Below are 25,128 nucleotides of genomic sequence, written 5' to 3' on the forward strand. Positions count from 1 at the left end.
GCGGCACAACGGAAAGCGGGCCCGGGACGTCGATGACGTCCCGGGCCCGCCTGCTTGCAAGTGACCGTGAGGGAGAAACACCGCGGGGAACGCCCGCCCCTGGTTGCACCCACGATGGGGCGGGCGTCCCGATCAGATCTTCAAGCTCAGCCCTTGAACATGGACAGCATGTCGATCATGCCAAGCGCGGGGGCCTGGCCGCCGACCGGCAGCTTCGGCAGCGTGGGCAGCTTCGGCAGCTGGACCAGCTCGGCGGGCAGCGGCAGCGCGCCGGTGGCGGCACGCGGCTGGGCACCGAAGGGCAGCGAGGGCAGCTCGGTGGCGGCCAGCAGACCCGGGTCGGTGACCGGCAGCAGCGCCTGCGCGGCCTCCTCGCCAACGACGACCGAGGTGGTGTGGTCGGCGCTGGTCAGCGCCTGGCCCAGCACGCGGACGGGGATGTCGAAGATCTGCACACCCGCGCCGACCGGGACGACCGCGTCGACACCGGACAGGCCGTGGCCGCTGGTGGTGGTGGAACCGCCGACGACCGAGTCCAGCGTGCTGTCCGCGACACCGGTGGCGTTGCCCGCGGGGGCACCGACCGCGTTGCCGAAGACCTGGCCGACCGGGCCGAGCGGCAGGTGCACGACGTTGCCCGCGACCGCGCCGTTGTCACCGGCGGTCTCGCTGTCGCCACCGGCGTTGACCGAGGTGACGTTCGAGCCGAGCGCGTCGTTGACCGCGGCGACGGCGACGGCGTTGCCGAAGCCCTGGACCACCGGGCCGAGCGCCGGGTTCACCACGTTGCCGGCGAGCGCGCCGCCGGTGCCGTCGGTGCTGGTCAGCGCGCCGGTCTCGGAGATCACGTCGTTGGTGGCGGCGGCGGAGTTGTTGCTGGCGACGCCCGGGGCGTTGCCGAACGCCTGGACCGCACCGGCCAGCGGCACCCACGCCACGTTGCCGGCGACGGCGCCGTTGCTGCCGTCAGTGGAGTTGGTGCCACCGGAGAGCGAGGTGATGGCGTTGGCGGCCTCGGCGTCGAGCTTGGACGCGACACCCGCGGCGTTGCCGAAGACCTGGACCGGCGGGGCCAGCGACGGGTCGACGATGTTGCCCGCGACGGCGCCGTCGGCACCGGTGGTGGTGTGGTCGCCACCGGCCTTGGTGTCGGTCAGGTTGCTGGCGACGGTGTCGGCGTTGCTGGCGACGCCGCCCGCGAGGCCGAACAGCTGGGTCGCGCCGGACAGCGACGGCACGACGGTGTTGCCGGTCAGCGCGCCCTCGTCGCCACCGGTGATGGTGTCGCCACCGGAGACCGAGGCGACCTCGTTGGAGGCAACGGCGTCGGCGTGCGTGCCGATGCCGCCCGCGATGCCGAAGACCTGGGTCGGGCGGGCGATGGCCGGGTGCACGACGTTGCCCGCGAGCACGCCGTCCTTGCCGAACGCCTTGACCTCGCCACCGGCGGCCACGTCGCTGGCGTTCTCCACCGTGGAGTCGGTGTGCGAGAGCACGCCACCGGAGACAGCGAAGACGTCGAACGGACCGGCGACGGTCGGGGCGACCGCGTTGCCGGAGGCCACGCCGGCGTCGTCGTCGGCGTTGGTGCCGCCACCGCTGTGGCTGGTGCGGTCGTTGGTCACGTGCGTCTCGACGTTGGAGAGCACGCCACCGGCACCACCGAAGACCTGGGGCAGCGAGGCCACCGAGGGCTGGAGCACGTTGCCGCCGACGAGGGCGCCGAAGCCGCGGCTGCCGGTGTAGCCACCAGCGCCCGCGTCGACGGTGTTGTCTTCCTGGGCGTCACCGTTGATCAACACACCGGCGACGTTACCGAAACCGCCGACCGGGCCGGTGACGTTCGGAGCGGCGTTGGTGCCGGAGATGAGACCGTTGTCGCCGTTGGTGATCCGGTCACCGCCGGCCTTGGAGTCGATCACCTGCGCGTCAGCGGCGTCCACATTGGACACTGCGCCGACCGCGTTGCCTGCGAGCTCGACGGGCAGGGCGCCCGCCGGGGAGACCAGGTTGCCGTTGAGGACACCCTCCTCGCCGTTGGTGCGCACGGCGCCAGTGGCGTCGGCCCAGGTCTCGGAGGCGTTGTCGGCGTCGGCGTTGACCAGAACGCCACCACCGTTGCCGGAGGCGACGACCGGCCCGGCCAGGTACGGCGCGACGACGTTGCCGGCGACGATGGCGTCCTCACCGGTGCTGGTGCGGTCGCCACCGGCCTCGGCGCACACCTGGGTCGCGGAGTTCGAGTCGGGCAGGCTGGCGATGGCGCCCAGCGCGTTGCCGTTCAGCTCGACGGGCAGCGCGACGGCGGGGCCGACGATGTTGCCGGCGGCGGCGCCGTCCTCACCGGTGGTGGTGATGTCGCCACCGGAGGTCGCGCCGATCTTCGACTCGGAGTTGGTCTCCGCGCCGGAGAGCACCGCGGCGATCGCGTTGCCGGTCACCTGCACGGGCAGGGCCGCCTGCGGCGAGACCACGTTGCCCGCCAGCGGGCCCTCCTCGCCGGAGGTGGTGATGTCGCCACCGGTGGTGGCCTCCACCTCGGAGGTGCTGTGCGACTCGGCGCGGCCGGCGACTGCGGCGATCGCGTTGCCGGAGATGTCGACCGGGAGCGCGACCTGCGGGGCCACGACGTTGCCACCGACCGGGGTCTCGGAGCCGTCAGCGGTCACGCCACCGCCGTTGGACACCGTGGTGCTGGAGGTGTTCTCGACCTCGGCCTTGCCGCCGAGCACGGCGATCGCGTTGCCGGTCACGTTGACCGGGACGACGACCTGGGGCTGGACCTTGTTGCCGCGCAGGACCTTGGCGCCCTCCTGGCCGACCAGACCCTCGACGATCGCGGTGGGGTTGACCGAGATGTCCCGCTTGACCGAGGGCAGGTCGACCTGGGTCAGCCCGAGCGGCGCGCCGATGGCGTTGCCGTCGACGTTCACCTTGACGGTGATCGTGCCGTCGACCGTGTTGATGGGGCGATCGGGGTTGCTGTCGGCCTCGTGGGCCTGAGCGATCCCGGCACCTAGCATGAACATTCCGCCGGTGACAATCGCGGCGCGAATTCCACGCTTCGCCCAGGTGTTCATTATTGTTCCTTTCGTAGTCCCTCGCGGGAAGAAAACAGGCGCCGCCGCATGGCAGTGCGATCGCGGTCGCCTGGGACCTGGAAGTGGGTCAACGCAACACGGCGAGCGGTCTTCAACGCTGTTGGCAGACAGCGTCAGACGGCTCGCCGTGTGGGGATTCAGTCAGGAGTGGTGCCGGGCTGCCGGTGGGTGCCGCCGGCCATCCGCGCCAGCGCATCGGCGCTGATGGACAGCTCGCTCACCACACGCACGCCGGGGGCGTCGAAGCCCACCGCGTGGCTCGGCAGCTGGTCCGCCCAGGTGTCCTCGGAGGAGGCGCTGGAGTTCGAGGCGGCGATGATCGCGAGCCTCGGTGCGGGCGAACCAGGGAAGCGGACCGGGTCGCCAGGACGCGGTCCGGAGTGCGCGGCATCAGCCGCGTTGGGCATCGCAGCGGGCTGCTGGACGCCGACCGGCGCGCGCTTGGGCGACGCCGGGGTCACGGGGGTGCCCACCGGGGCGTTCTCCTCGGTGGACGGGCCGCCGACCAGGGAGTTCTCTCCCGGTACGGCGAAGGAGCGGGCGGAACCCTCAGGAGCGGCCGACGTGGGAGCGCCGATGCCCACCAGTCCGGCGAGGCCGGTGACCAGGGGCGCGGGCTGCCGGGGCGGCTCGATCTCGCGGCCGGTGAGCGCGCCGAGCACCTGGTGCACGACCCCGTGCACGGTGCCCTCGACGGCCTTGCCGACCTCGACCACCGGGGTGGTCACGTGCTCCACGACCGGGGTGGCGGTCTCTTCGACGGCGCTGACGATCTGGCGCACCGGGTCGAAGGCGGCGTTGACGGGCTCTGCCTGGGCACTCGCGGTGCCCGCGGTGAGCAGCCAACCGGCCGCGATCCCGCCGAGGACCAGCGCGGAGCGGGTGAGCAGCCGGCGGACACGGCCGCCTTCGCCCACTCGTCGCGTCTGGTTCCCGAACAAGGATTTCGCCCTTCGAAAGAAGATTGGGGGGTGTCGGATCAGTTCTCCATGCAACTTCGTTCCGACACGAGAGAAGGTGCCACAGAAATGGATCTAGGTAAACCTCGGAGAGTCAAGGTCGCCTCATCGAGTTAACTGGAACCCTTCCCTATACGGGGAGTAAGCACAAGGAAGGGTTACCGACGGTAATGTGAAAGGAACCCCCGGTTCTTCCCATCGCGCCAGCTCAGCGGCGGTGCGTGCGCCGTTCCCGGAGTAGCGTCCTTCGCATGTCCCCGAACACCACCACCACCACCAAGTTCCACGAGTTGCTGCGGGCGCAGGTGCGCAACGAGTTCACAGCCTCACAGCAGTACATCGCCGTCGCGGTCTGGCTGGACGCGCAGGACCTGCCCAGGATGGCCGCGCACTTCTACCGGCAGGCGCTCGAAGAGCGCAACCACGCCATGATGATCGTGCAGTTCCTGCTGGACAACGGCCTGCGGGTGGCGATCCCCGGCATCGACGAGGTCCGCAACGACTTCAGCACCGTGCGGGAGCCGGTGGAGCTGGCGCTGAGCCAGGAACGCCGGGTCACCGAGGAGATCACCGCGCTGGCCAGGGCCGCCCGCGACGAGGGCGACTACCTCGGCGAGCAGTTCATGCAGTGGTTCCTCAAGGAGCAGGTCGAGGAGGTCTCCTCGATGACGACGCTGCTCACGATCGTCGACCGCGCCGGGGACAACCTCTTCCACATCGAGGACTTCCTCGTGCGGGAGAACGTCGGAGACGAGGGCGACGACCCGACCGCTCCCCCTGCGGCGGGCGGCGCCGTCTAGCACCGCGCGCACAACGCCCGGTCAGTCCACAGTGGACCGACCGGGCGTTGTCGTTCAGCCGCAGTCGTCGTCCTTGAACCCGAGCTCGACGCGGAGCACCTTCGAGTGGGCGAAGGTGACCGTGTAGTTCGCGCGGCTGTTCCCCGGCACGGGGACGCCGGCCGTCCCTTCCCCGTTCGGGGGAACCAGAACGGGGTAGGCGGCCATCGCCTGCGTCGTCGTCGAGCCCGCCCGGATGCCTTCGGGAGTGCGCGGCGTGTTCTCCGGCCGGATCCGCACGAGCCCGAGCCGGTTCGAGACCGTCACTTCGCCGTACCGCGCCCCCTTGGCGTCCACCAGCTCGTGCGTCGAGCAGGGCTCGTCAGCGGACGGGGTCAGTACACGGCCGTCCAGCATCCCGGTCTCGTGCGCCTGCTCACGGGTCATGCCCAGGCGCAGCTGGCCGAAGTTGTTGGGCCCCAGCACCGTCGGCAGCTGCTGCCTGGCGTGCGTTGTCGCGGCGGGCGGCTGCTGGCTGGTCGCGCCGAAGCCCGAGACGGACATCCCGGCCAGCATCGCGGCCACCGCGGCGAGGACCCCGGTGCCCACGGCCAGACCGCGGCGTCGTCTGCGCAGCTTCCGCGCCCCGGTGACGATGGTCCGTCCGGCGCCGGCGGACGGCCTCAGGTCGAGGCGTTCGTCGCGGAACATCCGGCGCAGCTCGTCGTCGAGGTTCACCGGCCGCCCCCGTCTTCGACCAGTGTTCCCAGCCGCAGGCGCAGCGATGCCATCGCCTTGCTGGTCTGGCTCTTCACCGTTCCCTTCGTCACCCCGAGGGACTCGGCGATCTCGGCCTCGGAGAGCCCCTCGTAGTACCGCAGCACGATCACCGCGCGCTGCTTCGGCGGCAGCGCCCGCAGCGCCTGCCACAGCGGCTCGTCCTCAAGCCGGTCGTGCTGCTCGTAGGTGGAGACGTCGGGCATCTCGGCGACGAGGTTCTCCCTGCGGGTGCGCCGCCAGCGGCTCACGTGGGCGTTGGCCATGGACCTGCGCACGTACGCCAGCGGCTCGACTCCCTTGCGCAGCAGGGAGAGCCACCGCGAACCCACCTTCTCCAGCACTGTCTGCACGAGGTCGGCGGCGTCGTGCGGGTTCCCCGTCAGCGCATGCCCGTACCGCAGAAAACCGGGGAGCGACACCCGCACGAACTCGCCGAAGTCCTCTTCCATCGTTCCGTCCCCTGAACTCCACCCCGCTGTCAGCGGTTACACGCTTCGGCGGCCGGAACGGTTGCCCCGAGTCCGGAGGAAGTCAGGGGTAGCAGTCCTGTTCCTTCAGCTCCAGCCGGACCTCGGTCAGCACGTCGTTGCGGACGATCAGCCAGTAGTTGGCGTCGGGGTTGCCAGGGACGTCGGTGATCCGCTCGCCGACCGCGCCGTGCCTCGACCTGGTGTCGGTGTAGCGCCGGCTCACCTCGCCGACCGGCGAGCCCACCCCGATCCCCTCCGGGGTCTTCGCTCCGTCCCTGGCCTCCAGCCGGACCAGGCCGTACTTCTCCGAGAACAGCACGGAGTAGTAGCCGTGCCGGATGACCTCGTTGACGTAGTTGTAGCCGCGGCAGCCCCGGTTGGACTCCGCCTTGGAGTTGATCTTGATCAGCCCGGTGGCGACGGCCTCCGCCTCGGACATGCCCAGGCGCAGCCTGCCCTGGCCGCGCGGGCCGAGCACGTCGTCCGGCGGCAGGGCGCTCCAGTCGGCGACGTCCGGGGTCGGGGCACCGTCCACCGCCCCGGTCGCGGGCGGCGCCGAGCTGCCCTTGCCGAGGCCGTTGAGCGCGGTTCCACCGGCCAGTGCCGCCACCACGGCGACGGCGGCGGCGCCGACGGCTGTCACCCGCCTGCGGTTGCGGCGCCTGCGGGCGCCCCGCACGACGGCCTGCTCAGCGCCGGGCCGGACCCGGAGCTCCACCCGCTCGTCGTCGAACAGCCTGCGCAGCTCGTCGTCGAGGTTCATGGCCCAGCTCCGCCTCCCTTCCGGTGTCCGTGAGGTCTGCCGACAGGGGGAACACGCGGCGAGTCCGGCAAAGGTTGCCTTCGGATGCCAAAAAGATGCCGGACGTACTCGTCGAGTACGTCCGGCACGGTGCCAGCGGCGATCAGCGCAGGGTGACCTGCCTGCCGCGCAGGCCGTCACGCGAGCGGCGCTCGGCCTCGGTCAGCGGCTCGCTGTCCACAGTGGACAGCGCGGCGTCCAGCCGCTTGCCGAGGTCGAGTACGGGCTGCGCCCACTCCTTGGCGTGCATCTCCCTGTCGAGGTCCCACACCGGAACGAGCAGGCCGTGCGCGCGGAAGCACCCGGCGTAGCGGGTGTTCTCGCCGAGGTCGAGCTCACCGCGCGCCGAGAGGCGGGCCATGGCCGCGAGCAGCTTCTCCTCCGGCTCCGGGCGCACCCAGCGGATGTGCGCCTTGTCGCCGGCGTCCACCCAGTAGGCGGCGGTCACGCCGTCGGCGGTGACCCGCTCGGTCGGCATGATCGCCTCGTTGGCCCGCTGGAGGGACATCGCGACCTCGCCGGTGGGCTCGTCGTCGCCCGGGATCCACCACGAGAAGTCGCCGTGCACGGTGACGTCCAGCTGCGCGTCGGCGGCCAGCACGTCCTGCAGCCGGACCGCCTCGCCCGCGTCAGCCGCGACCGTGAGCACGTCGCCCGGCTTCGCGGTCAGCGCCCAGCGGATCGAGCGGCCCAGGTCGGAGCTGATGTCGCCGGAGCGGGTCTGCACCTGCATGCCGACGAACGCCTCGCCGTCGCTGCGGACCAGCGCGGCCGCGGCCATCGGCAGCACCGTCGCCAGCGTGACCGCGCGCTCGCCCTGTTCCTTCAGCGGCAGCGGCGCGGTCGCCGACGGCACGAACTCCCGCAGGGCGATCAGCTCGCCCTCCGCGGCAAGGCCGTCGAACGGCCGGGTGATGATCACGTCGGCCGGCCCGTAGGACGAGCCGTGACACGACTTGTAGCGCTTGCCGGAGCCACAGGGGCACGGCTGACGGGCGTTGACCGCGCCCTCCACGGCGTCGCTTCCGCGACCCTTGCGCTTGGCCGCTGCGCGCTTGGCCACCGGTCCTCCTAGACCTCGACTCAGTTCAGGTTCGCGACCGTAGTAGACCCGGGCCCGGACAACAGCGACCGGGTGGCCGCTGGGGAGTCCGTCGCGAGGTACCGCACGCCGAGCTCAGCGCACAGCCGCACGTCCTCGGGCTCGTTGACGGTCCAGCAGTAGGTGGGGCGCCCCCGCTTGGCCGCCCGCTCGACGAAGCCGGGGTCGGCGCGCAGGCGACGCACCCCTGGGCCGAGGATGTCCGCCCACGGCGGCAGCTTCCTCGGCGGACCGGCGGTCAGCAGCACCGTCGGCACCGCGGGCGCCAGCCGCTTCACCCGGCGCATCGCCGCCGAGGAGAACGACATGGTGATCACCGACGCCTCGTCAAGGCTGAGCGGGGCGGCCCTGCCGTAGCGGGCGAGCAGCCGCACCAGCTCGCGTTCCACCAGCCCGCCGTAGCGGATCGGGTGCTTGGTCTCGACGAACAGCCGGATCCTCCGCTCGTGGTCGGCGACGAGTGCGAGCAGCGCGTCCAGGGTCAGCACGCCGACCTCGGGGCCGGCGCCGTACCAGCTGCCGAAGTCCAGCTCGGCCAGCTCGGCGAGCGTGCGGGTGCTGACCGGGCCGGTCCCGTCGGAGGTGCGGTCCAGCAGCCGGTCGTGCACGCACACCAGGTGTCCGTCCCTGGTCAGGCGGACATCGCACTCCAACGCGTCAGCGCCCTGCTGGATGGCCAGCTCGTAGGCGGCGAGGGTGTGCTCGGCGCGGTGGGCCGACGCTCCTCGGTGGGCGACGATCTCGGGGGGCACGTCTCCGATGGTGCCAGGCCCTCGGCGGTGCTCCGCCCGGCCGCGAGACGGTCGGCCGCACGGAACGCGCCGGGAAAGACCACGGCACTCACCCATAGGTACCGCACCGTTGGACTATCGCAACCTTCGCGACTTACCGTGAGTAATCATGAGCCAGGCTTATTCACGCGACTGGTCGGCAGGGGCGGACGAACTGCCGTTCGATCCGAGGGACGAGCGGTTCATCCTCAACCCGTACCCGACGTTCGCGGCCTTGCGCACCCGCGGTGAGCTGCACTGGCACGGCGGACTCGGCATGACCGTCGCGGTCTCGCACGCGGCCTGCTCCGCGCTGCTGCGGCACCGCTCGCTCGGCCGGATCTGGGCGGACGCGCTGCCCGCCGACCGGTTCAGCGCGTTCAACCTGCTGCACCGCAACTCGCTGCTGGAGAACGAGCCGCCGACGCACGGCAGGCTGCGCAAGCTGATCTCGGCGGCCTTCGGCCGCGGCCACGTGGAGCGGCTCCGGCCGTGGGTCCGCCGACTGGCTGACGACCTGGTCGGCGACCTGGCGGGGGCCATCCACTCGGACGGGGCGGCCGACCTGCTCGCGCACGTGGCCGCGCCGCTGCCGGTCCAGGTGATCGCGGAGCTGCTCGGGGTGCCCGACTCCGACCGCGGCCTGCTCCAGCCGTGGTCGAACGCGATCGTGAAGATGTACGAGTACGGCCTGCCGCTCGACCAGCGCGACCTCGCCGAGCGCGCGGCGGCGGAGTTCGTCGCCTACCTCCGCGACCTGATCGCCCTGCGGCGCCGTCGCGCGGGCGACGACCTGGTCAGCGACCTGGTCGCGGTGACGGACTCCGACGGGGAGCGGCTCACCGAGGACGAGCTGGTCGCCACGGCGGTGCTGCTGCTGATGGCGGGCCACGAGGCCACGGTCAACGTGGTCGGCAACGGGGTGCTCGCCCTGATGAGCCACCGCGACCAGTGGGACCGCCTGGTCGCCGACCCAGGACTGCTGGACACCGCGGCGGAGGAGCTGATCCGCTTCGACTCGCCCCTGCAGCTGTTCGAGCGGACCGCGACCGAAGAGGTGGAGATCGCCGGTCACGTGTTCCAGCCGGGTGACCGCGTCGCGGCGCTGCTGGGCGCGGCCGCACGGGACCCGCTGGTCTTCACCGAGCCGGACCGCCTGGATGTGAGCCGCTCCCCCAACCCGCACCTGGGCTTCGGCATGGGCATCCACTACTGCCTCGGCGCCCCGCTGGCCCGGATCGAGGTGGTCGCCGCGCTGGAGGCGCTGACGACGAGGCTCCCGGAGCTGGAGCTGGCGGGCGAAGCGCTCCGGCGCGGCGAGTTCGTGATCCGCGGACTCAGCGCCCTCCCGGTCACCACCGCCTGAGTCCCGAAGGACTCCGTCAGCGGCGGTGGTCCGGAGTGCGGGTGCGGCGTTGCGGGGTCGGAGCGCCGTCGACGCGCACCACGAGCATGCGGTGCAGTGACGCGTCCTCCAGCGGGGAGAGCAGGGCGGTGATGCTCACGATCACCTTGATGCTGAGCACCGCGACGGCGACCGCGACCGCATCGGTGAGGATGCGCAGCGCCACGCCGTCCGCCTGCGCCTGCACCCCGGAGCGCAGGCCCCACAGCAGCGTGATCGCGGCCAGCAGCAGACCGGCCACCCAGGTGATCCACCAGGCCGTCAGCAGCTTCGACGGGCGTGGCCTGCGGTGGGCGGGCTCGCCGAGCGCGGCGTGCTCCAGCTCGGTCAGGGTGGAGCCGGGCACGCTCAGGTTCGGTCCGGGCAGCAGGCCGACCAGCACCTGCCAGTCCGGGCGGGCCGGAGCGAGGCCGGTCGCCTCGGCCGCGGCCTGCCGGGCGCGCAGCAGCCACAGCACCGCGACGACGGCGGCGACGGCCGAGGTGATCGGCGCGAGCACGCCCGCGGTGATCACCAAGGCGTCGGAGGCCTTCAGCCAGCCGTAGGAGAGCACGGCGGAGCGGCTGATCAGCAACATGACGTAGCGCCACAACTCCGCGACGGCAGCGAGGCCGCAGGCGAAGGCCGCGACCCACAGCAGCGTGATCGCGGTTCCGGAGAGGATGCGCATCCGCTCGGCGAGGCCGGCCTTCGGCGCCGTGCCCGGCACGGAGACCTGCCAGCGCCAGGGCAGTGCCGGCAGCCCCCACCTGGGCGGCGCGGGGTAGGACGGCGGGCCGGTGTAGCGGGGCTGCTGTCCGCGCTGCCGGTACGGCCGCACGGGGACGGGTGGACTGGCCACCCAGTCCACCGCCATGGGACGCGCCATCGGCATCGGAGGCCCCGGCCGCATGGTGCTCAGATCACCTCGGGCTCGGCGCCGGCGTCGCTGGCCTCGATGGGCTTGCCCGCGGCGTGCCAGCTCTGCATGCCCCCGGCGACGTTGATCGCGTCCCAGCCGTTCTGGTTGAGGAAGGCCACCGCGCGCGCGGAACGGCCGCCGGCGCGGCAGATCACGTGCAGCTCACCGTCGGCCGGCAGCTCGGCGAGACGTTCGGCGAGCTCACCGAGCGGGATGTGCAGCGCGCCGGGGGCGTGCCCGGCGTTCCACTCGTCGTGCTCGCGGACGTCGAGCAGCTTCACGTCGGCGGCGACATCGGCCGCGTCCACAGTGGGCACCTGCATGGGGTTCACGCGGAAGATGCTGCCATGCCACCGCGTTGGGCCGCGGTGAACCGGGCTATCCCAGCGCGGCCAGCTGGGTCACGATGTCGATGACCACGTTCTCCGGCAGCGGAGTGGTGCTCTTCCGCAGCCCGTCCGGGGAGGAACGGGTCCGGAAGTCGAGCTCCATCTCGTAGCCGGTGATCCGGTACCAGCGCCCGGAGGGCGTGAACGACTGGATGCCCTCGTCGGTGGCCTGCACGATCGCCCCGTTGGGCAGGTGCAGCCAGTGCATCTTCGGCGGGCAGGAACGGCCGTTGGCGGTCGCGTAGTACTCGGCGGCCTGCTCCAGCGTGCCGCCGTAGCGGCCCGCGGAGAGCGAGAAGGTGCGCTGGGTCTTCTTGTCCTTGCTGTAGACGGCGACGTCGGCGAGACCCCGGTTGACGTTGACCCAGGTCTTGGACAGCGTCTGCACCGACTCCCCTGGGAAGCTCTTGCGGAGCGTGTCCAGGAAGACCGGCAGGTACTTCTCCTCCGGCAGCACCTCGCGCCCGCTCGCGACGGGCAGGGTGATCGGCGTGCAGGTCGTGGACTTGTCGGGGACGGAGCCGATGCCGGGAACTTCCTTGGTGGTGGTCGTGTAGATCGGCTGGTGCACCACCCAGCCCTCGCGGGGCACGGACGGCAGTGGCGAGGTCGAGATGGCCGGTCCCGCGGGCGGCAGGCGTTCGCCGTCGGCGCCGAGGCCGATGTTGCCGAGGGCGGCGGCACCGACCCCGATACCGACAACCGCGACGATCGCGCTGGCGACGGTGCCGATCCTGGTGATCAGCACGCGTCTGCGGCCTCTGCGGATCACCTCCTCCACCCGCGTGGCCGGCGGCGGAGCCGAGACGTCGACAACGCGGTGCAGCGCCGCACGCAGGTCCTTCTCGTCATCCCACATGTCGATCACCTCCTCAACAGCCCGCCTGCGTCGCCGGACGCAACGCAGGTGTTTCTCCGTCGCCGGGACCGTACGCCTCGCGGAGGGCGTGCAGTCCCCGTGATGTCTGGCTCTTGACGGTGCCCGTCGTACAGCCGAGCACGTCCGCAACCTGCTCAACGGACAGATCCTGGATGAATCGGAGCACGATGACCGCACGTTGGCGTGGCGGCACCTTCTGCAACGCGGCGAGCAGCGCGGGCCGGTCCTCGATCGCGCCGGTGTCCTGAACCACCGGGCGGTCCGGCGGTGACTCGGTTGGCTCTTCCCGTGCCTTGCCTCTCCGCTTGGTGTCGAGGAAAGTCCTGGTCAGCACGGTTCGCAGGTAGGCGTCGGCTGTTTCGGACCGAACCCGGCGCCAGTGGGCGTAGACCTTGACGAAGGCGTTCTGGGCAAGCTCCTCGGCCTCGTTCCAGTTGCCGCACAGCGCGAACGCGATGCGTCTGGCGAAGTCGAACCTCGCCGAGAAGAACTCGGCGAACTCGTCGTCGCGCCGCGTCAACCCGCTCCTCCTCCGCCGTCCGTCCTCGGGTAATACGCGGTGGCGGGCCGCGGGGTTGCACGCGCGGACCGGCCCCGCCGGGACGTCGTCCTGACGGGGCCGGCCGGGGTGGGGCTAGTGGTCGATGGCCTTCTCGGCGCCCGCGCCGGTGAGCGCGCGCACCTCCATCTCCGCGTACTTGGCCGCGTCCGCCTTCTCCTTGCTCAGCACCGTGCCGAGGTAGCCGAGCAGGAAGGACAGCGGGATCGACACCAGGCCCGGGTTGTCCAGCGGGAACCAGTGGAAGTCAACGCCCTGCAGCATGGACGCGCTCTTGCCGGTCGCCGGGTCGACCGGCTTGCCGGAGACCACCGGCGAGAACACGATCAGCACCACGGTGACCGTCAGGCCGCCGTAGATGCTCCACAGCGCGCCGGCGGTGTTGAAGCGCTTCCAGAACAGCGAGTACAGGATCGTCGGCAGGTTCGCCGAGGCCGCGACGGCGAAGGCCAGCGCGACCAGGAAGGCGATGTTCTGCCCGTTGGCGAGGATGCCGCCGAGGATGGACAGGACACCGATGACCACCGCCGTCCTGCGGGCGACCCTGACCTCGGCGTCCTTGTCCTCGACAACACCCTTCTTGATCACGTTGGCGTAGATGTCGTGCGCGAAGGACGCCGCCGCCGTGATCGTCAGGCCCGCCACGACCGCGAGGATCGTGGCGAAGGCGACCGCGGCGATCAGGCCGAGCAGCAGCGTCCCGCCGAGCTCGTAGGCCAGCAGCGGAGCGGCCGAGTTCGCGCCACCCGGCGCCTTCTTGATCGCGTCGGGGCCGACGATGGCCGCCGCGCCGTAGCCGAGGACGAGGGTGAACAGGTAGAAGATGCCGATCAGCCAGATCGCCCAGACCACCGAGCGGCGGGCCTCCTTGGCCGTGGGCACGGTGTAGAAGCGCATCAGGATGTGCGGCAGGCCCGCGGTGCCGAGCACCAGCGCGAGGCCGAGGGAGAGGAAGTCCAGCTGGGTCAGCCCGGTCTTGCCGTACTGCAGTCCGGGGTTGAGCAGCTTCTCACCGACCTTGGGGCTGTTCTCCACGGCCGCACCGAGCAGCGAGGACAGGTTCACCCCGTACTGCGCGAGCACCCACAGCGTCATCACGGCGGCGCCGGTGATCAGCAGCACCGCCTTGATGATCTGCACCCACGTGGTGCCCTTCATGCCGCCGATCAGCACGTAGACGATCATCAGGACGCCCACGACCGCGATCACGCCCGCCTGCGCCCAGCTGTCGGTGACACCGAGCAGCAGCGCGATCAGGCCGCCCGCGCCCGCCATCTGCGCGAGCAGGTAGAAGAAGGACACCGCGAGGGTGGAGATCGCCGCGGCGGTGCGGACCGGGCGCTGCCGCATCCGGAAGCTGAGCACGTCGGCCATCGTGTACTTGCCCGTGTTCCGCAGCAGCTCCGCGACCAGCAGCAACGCCACCAGCCACGCCACCAGGAAGCCGATGGAGTACATGAAGCCGTCGTAGCCGTTGAGCGCGATGGCGCCCGCGATGCCGAGGAACGACGCCGCGGAGAGGTAGTCGCCCGCGATGGCGATGCCGTTCTGCGGACCGGTGAAGGCCCGGCCCGCCGCGTAGTAGTCGGCGGCGGACTTGGTGTTCTTGCTTGCCCGGAACACCACGACCAGGGTGATCACGACGAATCCCGCGAAGATGCTGATGTTCAGCAGCGGGGACCCGGCGACGGTCTGCGCGAGGTTCACCTGTCCTCCCCTTCGATCCGCCTGCGGAGCTCCTCGGCCGTGGGGTCGAGGTTCCGGTTGGCGTGCCGCACGTACAGCGTGGTGATGAGGAACGTCGAGACGAACTGGAGCAGGCCGAGCACCAGGCCGACGTTGATGTTCCCGACGAGCTTGATGCTCATGAAGCCGTGGGCGTAGTCCGCCAGGATCACGTAGAGCAGGTACCAGCCGAGGAACAGCGCGGTCATCGGGAAGACGAACCTGCGCAGCCGGCGACGCAGGTCGCCGAACTCGGGGCTGGCCTGCATGGCGGTCCAGACCTCCTGGTCTTGGCCACCACCACTCGCAGACCGCTCGGTGGAACTCACGGAACCTCCCAGGTCGCGGGGATGCTGCGGGGACGGTAACCGAGATTTGTTTCACATAAGAACGGGACTTGCCCAATCGTTGGGATTGGTGAATCGATCCACGCGCAGATCCCGGCCGCGCGGCCGTCAATAGGGCCGTGAACAGGGCGAACGCGCTCTATTTGCCGCGTCGGCGCGCGGCCCAGCCGGGGCGGGCGACCGGAGCCATCTCGGGGGTCCGTCCGGTGGACGCCTGTTCGCCGAAGCGCTGCACGTCGCGGTCCTTGGTGAAGCCGAGCCGGTCGGGCGCGTGCATCCGCAGCATCACCTGCGAGACGTCCTTGGGAACGCTCTTCGGCGTCAGCTTGCTGAAGAACCACATCGCCAGGAACGACACCGGCACGGTGATCATCCCGGGCTGCGCGACGAGCGAGTTGACCCACCCGCTGGTGGACGTGGTGAGCAGGGTGTACGCGGTCGCGGCCATCACCAGGCCGCCGCCGGTGAGGATGCCCATGGCCGCGCCGAACGGGGTCAGCCCCCGGTACCAGATGCCCAGGATCAGCAGCGGGCAGAAGGTGGACGCGGCGAGGCAGAGCGCGAGCCCGACGGCCTGGGCGGCGCCGAGGTTGGGGAACAGCAGCGCGCAGAAGATCGGCACCGCCGAGGAGAACAGGGTCGCCAGCCGGAAGTCCTTGACCCTGCCGGGGAGAACGTCGGTCGACAGCACTCCGGCGACGCTGACCAGCAGGCCGGAGGAGGTGGACAGGAACGCGGCGAAGGCCCCTGCCGCGGTCAGCGCGGCGAGCAGCTGCCCGAACCAGTTGTCCAGCATGGCCGTGGGCAGCAGCAGCACCGCGGCGTTGTCCTGGCCGGTCACGAGCAGCTCCGGCACGTACAGCCGGGACAGCCCCGCGAAGATCAGCGTGAACAGGTAGAAGCCGCCGACCAGCACCAGCACGTACAGCGTCGTCGTGCGGGCCGACGAGCCGTCCGGGTTGGTGTAGAAGCGGACGAGCACGTGCGGCAGGCCCATCGTGCCGAAGAAGGTCGCGAACATCAGCGACCAGATCTCCAGCACCGACGGCCAGCCGCCGGACATCGGCCGGAGCCAGCTGGCGTTGTCCGCCGCGGCCGTGGTGACCGTGGGCACCGGGGCCCCCGCGGGGAAGAGCAGCTCGGTCTTCTCACCGACCGACCTGGTGGTGCCCGCCGCCCAGTGCACGGCGCCGTCGACGGGCGCGTTGTCGATCACGCCCTTCGCCCGCAGCACCACGGTCTGGGTGACCTGGAGCCGGACCGGGGTCTTCACCTCGACCCTGGTCTCCTTGACGAAGGCGGGCGGCAGCGGTTCGGACAGCGAGCGGTACTCGGTGCGGCTGTCCTGGAGGAAGACGAAGAACAGCAGGAACGCGGGGAACGCGATCGCGAACAGCTTCAGGTAGTACTGGAACGCCTGGACCAGGGTGATCGAGCGCATGCCGCCGCCGACCACGTTGATCGTGACGGTGACCGCGACCGCGAGCGCGCCCATCCAGGCGGGCACCCCGGTGAAGGTGGACAGGGTCAGCCCGGCGCTCTGGAACTGAGGCACCAGGTACCACCAGCCGAGCAGCACGACCACCGCGGTGCACAGCCTGCGCAGCGCGACGGAGCCGAGGCGGGCCTCGGCGAAGTCCGGCACGGTGTAGGCGCCGGACCGGCGCAGCGGGGCCGCGACGAACAGCAGCAGCGCCAGGTAGCCGCCCGCGTAGCCGAAGGGGTACCAGAGGCCGGTCGCGCCCTTGGTGAACACGAGCCCGGCGACGCCGAGGAACGAGGCGGCGGAGAGGTACTCGCCCGCGATGGCCGCGGCGTTGGCGTGCGGCCGGATCGCCCGCGACGCGACCAGGAAGTCGGGGGTGGTGCGGGAGCGTCGGCCGCCGTAGATCCCGACGCCGATGGTGAGCAGCACGGCGAGGATGACACCGCCGAGCGCCCAGTCGTTCTCCACCATCGCGTCCCCGCCCGGCCCCTCAGTCCTCGACCATGCCGGTGTACTGGTCGGCGAACTTGGCCTCGTTGCGCTCGACAACGCGGTTGTAGAGCGCGCCGACGCTGACCATGAACGGGTACGCCAGGCCGCCGACGAGCAGCCACGGCAGCCGGACGCCGAAGACCATCAGGTCCGCGGCCTCCGGCACGAGCACGAACAGCACGGGCAGCCCCGCGTAGAGCGCCGCGACCACCAGCGCCAGCCCGACCGCGACCTTGAGCTGCCTGCGGACCAGCTCCCTGACCACGTTCTCGGCGATGCCGGTGTCCTGGCCCTCCAACTGGGCCATCGGCCGCAGGATGCGCCGCGCGCCGCGCCGCTCCGCGAGGACGACCTTCACCCTGCGCTTGCCGCGCAGGGGGTAGGTCGACTCATCACCGCCGCCGTGGGCGGAGCCGTTGCGTGTGTGTCCCTGACCGCCAGGCACTTCCCCGTCACGGGGGTCCTGGCCGTTCAGGAAGCTCACCGCTGGCCCCAGTTGTTCTTGGGTGCGCGGACCAGCCGGTCCTTGAGCTCTCTGGTGTGCCTGCGACTGACCGGCAGCTCGACGGCGTTCGCCTCGTTGCCCAGCCGCACGGTGTACCCGGACGAGACCATCTTCAGCTCGGTGATCAGCGGCAGCGCGACCAGGTAGGAGCGGTGGATGCGGACGAACCCGGCGTCGGCCCACTTCTCCTCGAGCTGGGCGAGCGGGATGCGCACCAGGTGGCTGCCGTCGGAGGTGTGCAGGCGCGCGTAGTCGCCCTGCGCCTCCACCCAGCGCACGGCGGAGCGCGGGATCAGCTTGGTGGTGCCCGCGAGCTCGACCGGGATGACCTCGTCCTCGGCGGGCTCGGCCACGGCGGCCGCGGCGGCGGTCTCCAGCTGGGTGGTCAGCTGGGTGCGCTCGACCAGGCCGAGCACCCGCTCGATCCGGTCCTCGCGCGGCGGTTTGACGATGTAGTCCAGCGCGCCGAGCTCGTAGGCGCCCAGCGCGTACTCCTCGAAACCGGTGATGAACACCAGCGCGGGGGCGGGCTGGACGCCCACCATCAGCCGGGCCAGCTCCATACCGGACAGGCCGGGCATCTGGATGTCGGCGAAGACCGCGTCCACGGGGGCGATCCCGTTGCGCAACCGGTGGTGCACCTCGGGGTCGGCGCCGCGCAGGATGCTCAGCGCCTCGGTGGCGTCGCCGGCCAACAGCACCCGCCGCACCCGCGGATTGGAGTCCAGCAGGTACCCGATTTCGTCCAGGTTGTTGGGCTCATCGTCGATGGCCAAGACGATGAGTCCCGCTGGCTTGCCGTTCGTACTCACAGTGACGCCATATCCTGCCGATCGCCCAGGCCCGCTGTCCACGACCAGTGTCGGGTCAACAGGGTGACAGATCGCCCATCAGGGCTCACCACACGGTCACCTAACACGCCCAACACCTTTCACCGTGCCGGGGTCGCCGGGAAAAGGAGAGCGCTCTCTTTCACCGATATGGGTACGAATTGGCGGTGTTCAGAGACCCAGGCGTGACCACAGGGCCCGGTGCTCGACCGCCTCGACGGCGGCGAGGACCTTGTCGGCGGGGGTGCCGAGCAGCGAGGTGGCCGCGCCGAGACCCAGCTTGGCCAGCAACGGCTTCTTCGGCTCGGTCACCGCGATCTCCGCGCCCTTCCAGCGCCTGGTCACCACCTCGCGCAGCGTGCCGACGCCGTCGACGAGGCCGAGCTCCGCGGCCTTCGTTCCCAGCCACACCTCGCCGGTGAACAGGTCCTCGTCGGCCGCGCGCAGCTTGTCCCCGCGCCGCTGCTTCACCCAGTCCACGAACTGCGTGTGCAGCTGGTCGAGAATGCCGCGCATCCACTCGACGTCCTCGGGCTTCTCCGGGCTGAACGGGTCGAGCCTGGCCTTGTTGGTGCCCGCGGTGTGCAGCCGCCGCTGCACCCCGAACCGTTCGAGCACGCGGTCGAGGCCGAAGCCGGAGTTGATCACGCCGATGGAGCCGACCATCGAGGTGCCGTGCGCGTAGATCTCGTCGGCGGCGCAGGCCAGCCAGTAGCCACCGGAGGCCGCCGCGTCCTCGCAGAACGCCAGCACCGGCACCTTCTTGGCGGCGGCCAGCTCGCGGATGCGGGAGCCGATCAGCGCCGACTGGGTCGGCGACCCGCCGGGCGAGTTGATCAGCAGCGCGACCGCGACCAGCCGGTCGTGCTCGAACGCCTTGGTCAGCGCGGACTCCAGGCTCTGCAGGTTGAGCGCGCCCCTGCCGACCGGCGACGGGTTGGGAGTGATCACCCCGTGCAGGCGGACGACGGCGACGACGGGCGCGCGCTCGCCCTGGCTGCCGAGCAGGGGCAGACGGGCGGCCAGCTTCTCGGTCACGCTCATGCGTCCGACCCTACGAGACCGCGGAGGTCCGCGCCTTGATCACCCGACCGGAGCCGGTGGCGGCGCGTGCACGCCGACGGCGAACTTCGGCACGCGCAGCACGACCTTCGTGCCCGCGTTGAGGTTGGTCTCCACGACCAGTCCGTAGTCGTTGCCGAACGCCCGCCGCAGCCGGTCGTCGACGTTGCCGAGCCCCACGTGCGCGCCGGTCATGTGTGCGTTGTCGGTGGCCTCGCGCAGCCGCTGCGGGTCCATGCCGACACCGTCGTCCTCGACGCTGATCACGGCCTCGGCGCCGTCGTCGATCGCGGCGACGGTGACCGTGCCGCCGCCGGGCTTGCTGGCCAGACCGTGCCGCACCGCGTTCTCCACCAGCGGTTGCAGCGTCAGGAACGGCACGACGACCGGCAGCACCTCGGGCGCGATCTGGAGCTTCACGTTGAGGCGGTCGTTGCCGTAGCGGGCGCGCTCCAGCGTCAGGTAGCGGTCGATGTTGCGCAGCTCGTCGGCCAGCGTCACGTAGGGCCCGGCGTTGCGGAAGGAGTAGCGGGTGAACTCCGCGAACTCCTGCAACAGGTCGCTGGCCTGCGAGGGGTCGGTGCGCACCAGCGAGGAGATCGTGGTCAGCGCGTTGTAGATGAAGTGCGGCGAGATCTGCGCCCGCAGCGCGCGGACCTCGGCGATGGCCAGCCGTTCCCGCGACTCCTGCAGCTCGGACAGCTCCAGCTGGGTGACGACGTAGCGCGCGCCCTCCTCGGCGGCCCTCAGCAGGCGCTTCCCGCCGATCCCCGCGACGACGACCATCGCGCCGACGATGGAGCCGTCCACCTCCAGCGGGTAGGCGACCGCGTGCCGCATCGGGCACTTGTTGATCTCGCAGTCCATGGTGCCGTGGTTGGCGAGCGCGGGCTTCCGGTCGTTGACCGCGACGGCGACGATGTCGCGCAGGTCCTCGAAGTGGTAGTTCGCCTCGCCCGCCCAGGACAGCGGCTCGCCGTCGGGGTCGACGAGGGCGACCGCGACGCAGGCGAGCAGCTCGCGCAGGTGCGGCGTCGCCTGGTCGGCGGAACGCACCGACAGCCCCTCGCGCAACGCGGGCGCGGCCTGGGTGACCCGGTGCAACGCGGTCAGCGTGGCGTCCTCGACGGATGTGCTGACCCGCCTGGCGCGGCAGAGCATGACGAAGAGCGCGAGCACGGCTATGCCCGCGATACTCCCCATGATTGCTCTGTCGGTGAGCAGCTCACTCACTCGCCCATGCTCCGCTGTGACCGGCCCGTAAGGCAACTGTCCTGATGCACCGAAACCGCGCCGAATGGATGAACCCGGTGTGCACAGGGTGTACTCAACGCTTGCGGTTGAACATTACGGTATCGCCGGGGGAGGGTGTTCGGCGTGCGAACTCTCGATGGAGCAACCGTTCGAGTCGCGCTCTTCGCGACCTGCCTCGCCGACACGCTTTTCCCGGAAACGGCCAAGGCGACCGTGCGGCTGCTTGAACGGCTGGGCTGCGTCGTGGACTTCCCCGAAGCCCAGACGTGTTGCGGCCAGATGCACTTCAACACCGGCTACCGGGACCAGGCGCGGCCACTTGCGGACAGTTACGCGCGGGTCTTCGCCGACTACGACGCCGTCGTCGTACCCTCCGGTTCATGCACGGGAATGGTTCGCGAGGTCCATCCGGACCTGACGGGGGTGTCGGACTCCCCCGCCGTCGCGCGGACCTACGAACTCTCCGAGTTCCTCGTCGACGTGCTTGAGGTGACCGATGTGGGCGCGTACTTCCCGCACCGCGTGACCTACCACCCAACGTGCCATTCGCTGCGCATGCTCGGGGTCGGTGAGAAACCGTTGAGCCTGCTGCGAAGCGTGCGCGGGCTCGATCTGGTCGAGCTGCCCGATGCGGATTCCTGCTGCGGTTTCGGCGGCACGTTCGCGATGAAGAACGCCGAGACGTCCACGGCGATGCTCGGCGACAAGATGAGCTGCGTGCTCACCACGCGGGCAGAGGTGCTGACAGCGGGCGACAGCTCGTGCCTGATGCACATCGGCGGCGGGCTCTCCCGGCTGCGCACCGGTGTCCGTCCGGTGCACCTGGCCGAGATCCTGGCCAGTACGGAGGAGGACCCGTGGCGCGCAACCCCGTGACGTGGCTCGGCACGCCGGCCTTCCCGGCGGCGGCCAAGCAGGCGCTGACCGACACCCAGCTGCGCCGCAACCTCCGCAAGGCCACGACGACGATCCGCGGCAAGCGCAGGCTCGCGGTGGAGGAACTGCCGGACTGGGAACACCTCCGCCGCGCCGGCGAGGCGGTCAAGAACGATGTTCTGTCCAATTTGGACACCTACCTGGAACGGCTTGAGGAGTCGGTCACCGCGCGCGGCGGCGTCGTGCACTGGGCCCGCGACGCGGCCGAGGCCAACGAGATCGTGCTGCGGCTGACCCGCGCGGCCGGCGCGGACGAGGTCGTGAAGATCAAGTCCATGGCCACCGCGGAGATCGGCCTCAACGAGGCGCTGGAGGCCGGTGGGGTCACGGCGGTCGAGACCGACCTCGCCGAGCTGATCGTCCAGCTCGGCAAGGACCGCCCGTCGCACATCCTGGTCCCGGCGATCCACCGGAACCGTTCGGAGATCAAGGAGATCTTCCGCCGCGAGATGCCCGGCGCCCCGGACACGCTCTCCGACGAGCCCCGCGAGCTCGCCGAGGCCGCACGCGCGCACCTGCGCCGCAAGTTCCTCACCGCCAAGGTCGCGGTGTCCGGCGCGAACTTCGCCGTCGCCGACACGGGCTCGGTCGTCGTGGTGGAGTCCGAGGGCAACGGACGCATGTGCCTGACCCTGCCGAAGACGCTGATCACCGTGATGGGCATCGAGAAGCTCGTCCCGACCTGGCGCGACCTGGAGGTCTTCCTCCAGCTGCTGCCGCGGTCATCGACGGCGGAGCGGATGAACCCGTACACCTCGGTGTGGACCGGTGTGACGCCCGGCGACGGCCCGCAGGAGTTCCACCTGATCCTGCTGGACAACGGCCGCACGGCGACGCTGGCGGACGAGGTCGGCCGCGCGGCGCTGCGCTGCATCAGGTGCTCGGCCTGCCTCAACGTCTGCCCGGTCTACGAGCGCACGGGCGGGCAGGCCTACGGCTCGGTCTACCCCGGTCCGATCGGGGCGATCCTCACCCCGCAGCTCATGGGCGACCTGCACGACAAGCAGACCGCGTCGCTGCCGTTCGCGTCGTCGTTGTGCGGAGCCTGTTTCGACGCGTGCCCGGTCCGCATCGACATCCCGAAGATCCTGGTGCACCTGCGCGGCAAAGTGGTCTCGGCCAAGGGAAAGCGCAGCCCGGAGGCGGTCGCGATGTCGGCGCTGGCGTGGCTGATGCGCGACCCCAAGCGCTTCGCGGCCGCACAGCGCGCGAGCTCACTCGGCCGCTTCGTCGCGAAGGGCGGGCGCATCGGCAGACTCCCGTGGCCGGGCTCGAAGTGGACGGACTCCCGAGATCTTCCCGCTCCGCCCAAGGAGACCTTCCGCGAGTGGTGGAGGCGAACCCGTGGCTAGTTCCGCTGCCAGAACCGAAGTGCTGCGTCGCATCCGGACGGCGCTGCGGGACAACCCGCGACCCGCGCCGGTCCCCCGCGACTACGACGTGTCCAGGGACCTCGGCGACCTGGTCGACGTCTTCGCGGAGCGCGTCGCCGACTACCGGGCGATCGTGCACCGGGTGCGCGGGGACCGGTTGACCGTGTGGATCGACGGCCTGCTCGAAGCGCGCGGCGCCCGGACCATGATCGCTCCGACGGACCTGCCGGAGGACTGGCTGAGCCCGGACGTGGAGTGGCAGCGGGACGCGCCGCCGTTGTCGATCGAGGCGATGGACTCCTGCGACGGCGTGCTGACCGCCTGCGCGGTGGGCATCGCGGAGACCGGCACGATCGTGCTCGACGCGGGCGTCGGACAGGGCAGGCGCGCGCTGACGCTGCTGCCGGACTACCACCTGTGCGTGGTCCGGGCGGAGCAGGTGGTCGGCACGGTGCCCGAGGCGCTGGCGCGGCTCGACCCGGTCCGTCCGCTGACGTTCATCAGCGGCCCGTCCGCGACCAGTGACATCGAGCTGGACCGCGTCGAGGGCGTGCACGGGCCCCGCACCCTCGAAGTGGTCGTCGTCGAGGGCTGAGCTACTTCAGCAGCCGGTCCATCCGCCGGTCGGACAACGGCTTCCCGCCGGTCTGACAGGTCGGGCAGTACTGGAAGGACTTGGTGGCGAAGGAGACCTCGCGAACGGTGTCGGAGCACACGGGGCACGGCATGCCCGCTCGCCCGTGCACCCGCAGCCCGGAACGCTTCTCCCCCTTGAGCCGCGCGGCGGCCTGCCCGACGGACCGCTCGACGGCGTCCGTCAGCACCTGGCGCATGGCCGCGTAGAGCTCGTCGACCGCGTCGTCCTTGAGCTTCCCGCTGGTCGCGTACGGCGAGAGGCGCGCGGTGTGCAGGATCTCGTCGGAGTAGGCATTGCCGACGCCCGCGAGCGTGGACTGCTCGACGAGCAGGGTCTTCAAGCGCTCCGAGCGGCCCTTGAGCAGCTCGGCGAACTCGTCCCTGGTGATCGCCAGCGCGTCCGGCCCCAGCCTGGCGATGCCGGGAACCCCGGTGGCGGGGTCCTCGACGATGTAGACCGCGAGGCGCTTCTGCGTCCCGGCCTCGGTGAGGTCGAACCCCGGCCCTTCTCCGGGCGGCCCGAGGTGCACGCGCAGCGCGAGCGGCCCCTTGCCGGGCCGGGGCGGCGGCGCGGCGAGGCTGTCGGCCCAGCGCAACCAGCCCGCGCGGGAGAGGTGGGTGACCAGGTGCAGCCCGTCGCAGTCCAGGTCGAGGAACTTGCCGTGCCGCGCGGCGCCCGTGACGGTGCGCCCGTGCAACGCCGTCCAGGACGGGCTGACGGTCTTGAGGACGGTCAGGGACGCGACGTCGACCCTGACCACGGTGCGTCCGGTGGCGTGCTCGCGCAGGTGGTGCGCGAGTGCCTCGACCTCGGGAAGTTCAGGCACCCGGCCAGTCTGACCCAGTCGGGGCGCCCGCGCGACCAGGTCCTTCTCAGTCGATGGGTTGCAGCGGTCCGTCGACGGCGGGCGTCGAGTAGACCTCGATGTCCCTGGCGATCTTGGTGGTCTCCTGGTGGGCGGCCATCATGCCGCGCACCGCGCCGACCCACCGCTCGGGACCGTGTTCCTCAAGGTCACCAGGCGTCTCCGCGACCACGGTCCACTGCCTGCGCAGCGCCCACCGGGCCGGGAAGAACAACACGAGCATGGCCAGCGCCAGCAGCAGCCAGAACGGCACCACCACGTCGGAGGGGGTCCACGCGACCAGCACAGCGACCAGGCCGAGCACCAGCACGGCCATCACGATCCCGGACGTGCGCCCGGCGTTGACGTCATGTTCGAACTCGTCGACCCCGGCGGGGTTCGACCACTCGATATGGGTGCGCACGGTCCACATCCGACCGTCCGCTCCTCGGACCAACCGCGTCATCAGCGCCTCCTCAGCCGTCGGCACCGGTCACGCTGGTGCCACGACTCACCGAGCGCTCTGTGTCTGTAACGGTACCGCGACATGCGTAGGCCCCGCGGGTGAAACTGGCGAGCACCGAACCTCCGTGGAAACGGCTGCGAGCGGTAAGCATCACCCACGGATTGTGCCGCGAGAGGGCCCGCTTTGGCACCTGTGGGTGAGGCAAATACCCGCATCCGGTCACTGACCAGCTACATCCGCGGTGCGCAAGTCGTCCGGCCCCGGACACTGCGAT

At 70.9% G+C, this 25,128-nt stretch carries 25 protein-coding genes; 5 read left to right on the plus strand and 20 right to left on the minus strand.

Annotated features, from left to right (window positions below):
• Window positions 1-146 precede the first annotated feature (146 nt).
• Together ACFFQA_RS21320 and ACFFQA_RS21325 are read right to left on the minus strand one after the other, a co-directional pair.
• The gene (locus tag ACFFQA_RS21320) at window positions 147-3,080 is read right to left on the minus strand and encodes a beta strand repeat-containing protein (RefSeq protein WP_377854868.1); all 2,934 of its coding nucleotides are present in this window, start codon (window positions 3,078-3,080) and stop codon (window positions 147-149) included.
• 158 nt (window positions 3,081-3,238) lie between these two features.
• Window positions 3,239-4,042 carry a hypothetical protein gene (locus tag ACFFQA_RS21325; RefSeq protein WP_377854871.1) on the minus strand — a complete coding sequence of 268 codons (804 nt, stop codon included), beginning with the start codon at window positions 4,040-4,042 and terminating at the stop codon, window positions 3,239-3,241.
• A gap of 269 nt (window positions 4,043-4,311) precedes the next feature.
• On the opposite strand from ACFFQA_RS21325, the gene ACFFQA_RS21330 reads away from it, so the two are divergent.
• Window positions 4,312-4,860, plus strand: a complete 549-nt coding sequence (locus ACFFQA_RS21330; RefSeq protein WP_377854874.1) for a ferritin — start codon at window positions 4,312-4,314, stop codon at window positions 4,858-4,860.
• Window positions 4,861-4,914: 54 nt separating this feature from the next.
• Here ACFFQA_RS21330 and ACFFQA_RS21335 read toward each other — a convergent pair whose 3' ends face one another.
• The 5 genes from ACFFQA_RS21335 to ACFFQA_RS21355 all read right to left on the minus strand — a co-directional run bounded on the left by ACFFQA_RS21335 (window position 4,915) and on the right by ACFFQA_RS21355 (window position 8,745).
• Window positions 4,915-5,577 (minus strand): hypothetical protein, encoded by a 663-nt coding sequence (locus ACFFQA_RS21335; protein WP_377854877.1) that lies wholly within the window; start codon window positions 5,575-5,577, stop codon window positions 4,915-4,917.
• A complete protein-coding gene (locus ACFFQA_RS21340) occupies window positions 5,574-6,068 on the minus strand; it encodes a SigE family RNA polymerase sigma factor (RefSeq protein WP_377854880.1) in 495 nt (164 codons plus the stop codon). Before ACFFQA_RS21340 ends, ACFFQA_RS21335 begins: the two co-directional genes overlap by 4 nt.
• An 82-nt stretch (window positions 6,069-6,150) precedes the next feature.
• Window positions 6,151-6,852 (minus strand): hypothetical protein, encoded by a 702-nt coding sequence (locus tag ACFFQA_RS21345; protein WP_377854883.1) that lies wholly within the window; start codon window positions 6,850-6,852, stop codon window positions 6,151-6,153.
• A 142-nt stretch (window positions 6,853-6,994) separates the two neighbouring features.
• The gene (locus ACFFQA_RS21350; protein WP_377854886.1) at window positions 6,995-7,954 is read right to left on the minus strand and encodes a DUF5926 family protein; all 960 of its coding nucleotides are present in this window, start codon (window positions 7,952-7,954) and stop codon (window positions 6,995-6,997) included.
• A gap of 20 nt (window positions 7,955-7,974) precedes the next feature.
• Window positions 7,975-8,745 (minus strand): glycerophosphodiester phosphodiesterase, encoded by a 771-nt coding sequence (locus tag ACFFQA_RS21355; RefSeq protein WP_377854889.1) that lies wholly within the window; start codon window positions 8,743-8,745, stop codon window positions 7,975-7,977.
• A gap of 148 nt (window positions 8,746-8,893) precedes the next feature.
• Between ACFFQA_RS21355 and ACFFQA_RS21360 the strand changes: the two genes are divergently transcribed.
• On the plus strand, window positions 8,894-10,129 hold the full coding sequence (locus ACFFQA_RS21360) for a cytochrome P450 (RefSeq protein ID WP_377854891.1): 1,236 nt from the start codon (window positions 8,894-8,896) through the stop codon (window positions 10,127-10,129).
• Window positions 10,130-10,145: 16 nt separating this feature from the next.
• On the opposite strand, the gene ACFFQA_RS21365 is transcribed toward ACFFQA_RS21360, so the two are convergent.
• The 11 genes from ACFFQA_RS21365 to ACFFQA_RS21415 form a co-directional block, all read right to left on the minus strand.
• Window positions 10,146-11,060, minus strand: a complete 915-nt coding sequence (locus tag ACFFQA_RS21365) for a DUF4328 domain-containing protein (protein WP_377854894.1) — start codon at window positions 11,058-11,060, stop codon at window positions 10,146-10,148.
• 5 nt (window positions 11,061-11,065) lie between these two features.
• Window positions 11,066-11,392: a rhodanese-like domain-containing protein gene (locus ACFFQA_RS21370; RefSeq protein ID WP_377855929.1), complete on the minus strand. Its 327-nt coding sequence runs from the start codon at window positions 11,390-11,392 to the stop codon at window positions 11,066-11,068.
• Between the two features lie 55 nt (window positions 11,393-11,447).
• Window positions 11,448-12,317 carry a hypothetical protein gene (locus ACFFQA_RS21375; RefSeq protein WP_377854897.1) on the minus strand — a complete coding sequence of 290 codons (870 nt, stop codon included), beginning with the start codon at window positions 12,315-12,317 and terminating at the stop codon, window positions 11,448-11,450.
• Window positions 12,318-12,330: 13 nt separating this feature from the next.
• Window positions 12,331-12,858, minus strand: coding sequence for a SigE family RNA polymerase sigma factor (locus ACFFQA_RS21380; protein ID WP_377854899.1), 528 nt, complete (start codon window positions 12,856-12,858; stop codon window positions 12,331-12,333).
• A 114-nt stretch (window positions 12,859-12,972) separates the two neighbouring features.
• Window positions 12,973-14,604 carry a monocarboxylic acid transporter gene (locus tag ACFFQA_RS21385; RefSeq protein ID WP_377854902.1) on the minus strand — a complete coding sequence of 544 codons (1,632 nt, stop codon included), beginning with the start codon at window positions 14,602-14,604 and terminating at the stop codon, window positions 12,973-12,975.
• A complete protein-coding gene (locus ACFFQA_RS21390) occupies window positions 14,601-14,951 on the minus strand; it encodes a DUF485 domain-containing protein (protein WP_377854904.1) in 351 nt (116 codons plus the stop codon). The genes ACFFQA_RS21385 and ACFFQA_RS21390 overlap by 4 nt, the downstream gene beginning before the upstream one ends.
• A gap of 157 nt (window positions 14,952-15,108) precedes the next feature.
• Window positions 15,109-16,926 carry a sodium/solute symporter gene (locus ACFFQA_RS21395; RefSeq protein ID WP_377854907.1) on the minus strand — a complete coding sequence of 606 codons (1,818 nt, stop codon included), beginning with the start codon at window positions 16,924-16,926 and terminating at the stop codon, window positions 15,109-15,111.
• Window positions 16,927-16,945: 19 nt separating this feature from the next.
• Window positions 16,946-17,431, minus strand: a complete 486-nt coding sequence (locus tag ACFFQA_RS21400; protein ID WP_377854910.1) for a DUF485 domain-containing protein — start codon at window positions 17,429-17,431, stop codon at window positions 16,946-16,948.
• A complete protein-coding gene (locus ACFFQA_RS21405) occupies window positions 17,428-18,264 on the minus strand; it encodes a LytR/AlgR family response regulator transcription factor (protein WP_377854913.1) in 837 nt (278 codons plus the stop codon). Before ACFFQA_RS21405 ends, ACFFQA_RS21400 begins: the two co-directional genes overlap by 4 nt.
• A 189-nt stretch (window positions 18,265-18,453) precedes the next feature.
• On the minus strand, window positions 18,454-19,326 hold the full coding sequence (locus ACFFQA_RS21410; protein WP_377854915.1) for a S49 family peptidase: 873 nt from the start codon (window positions 19,324-19,326) through the stop codon (window positions 18,454-18,456).
• Between the two features lie 39 nt (window positions 19,327-19,365).
• Entirely contained in the window at window positions 19,366-20,577 is a 1,212-nt protein-coding gene (locus tag ACFFQA_RS21415) for a sensor histidine kinase (protein WP_377854918.1), read from the minus strand.
• A gap of 144 nt (window positions 20,578-20,721) precedes the next feature.
• Between ACFFQA_RS21415 and ACFFQA_RS21420 the strand changes: the two genes are divergently transcribed.
• From ACFFQA_RS21420 to ACFFQA_RS21430, 3 genes are read left to right on the plus strand one after another with little or no spacing between them, the layout of a single operon-like run.
• Window positions 20,722-21,474: a (Fe-S)-binding protein gene (locus tag ACFFQA_RS21420; RefSeq protein WP_377854921.1), complete on the plus strand. Its 753-nt coding sequence runs from the start codon at window positions 20,722-20,724 to the stop codon at window positions 21,472-21,474.
• The gene (locus ACFFQA_RS21425; protein WP_377854924.1) at window positions 21,456-22,886 is read left to right on the plus strand and encodes a LutB/LldF family L-lactate oxidation iron-sulfur protein; all 1,431 of its coding nucleotides are present in this window, start codon (window positions 21,456-21,458) and stop codon (window positions 22,884-22,886) included. Before ACFFQA_RS21420 ends, ACFFQA_RS21425 begins: the two co-directional genes overlap by 19 nt.
• Window positions 22,879-23,502, plus strand: coding sequence for a LutC/YkgG family protein (locus tag ACFFQA_RS21430; RefSeq protein ID WP_377854926.1), 624 nt, complete (start codon window positions 22,879-22,881; stop codon window positions 23,500-23,502). The genes ACFFQA_RS21425 and ACFFQA_RS21430 overlap by 8 nt, the downstream gene beginning before the upstream one ends.
• A gap of 1 nt (window position 23,503) precedes the next feature.
• Here ACFFQA_RS21430 and ACFFQA_RS21435 read toward each other — a convergent pair whose 3' ends face one another.
• Both ACFFQA_RS21435 and ACFFQA_RS21440 read right to left on the minus strand, forming a co-directional pair.
• Window positions 23,504-24,370: an Fpg/Nei family DNA glycosylase gene (locus ACFFQA_RS21435; protein WP_377854928.1), complete on the minus strand. Its 867-nt coding sequence runs from the start codon at window positions 24,368-24,370 to the stop codon at window positions 23,504-23,506.
• Window positions 24,371-24,416: 46 nt separating this feature from the next.
• Window positions 24,417-24,854, minus strand: coding sequence for a DUF983 domain-containing protein (locus ACFFQA_RS21440; RefSeq protein WP_377854931.1), 438 nt, complete (start codon window positions 24,852-24,854; stop codon window positions 24,417-24,419).
• Window positions 24,855-25,128: the final 274 nt, after the last annotated feature.

The sequence above is a fragment of the Allokutzneria oryzae genome (assembly GCF_042429765.1).
Taxonomy (GTDB): Bacteria; Actinomycetota; Actinomycetes; order Mycobacteriales; family Pseudonocardiaceae; genus Allokutzneria; species Allokutzneria oryzae.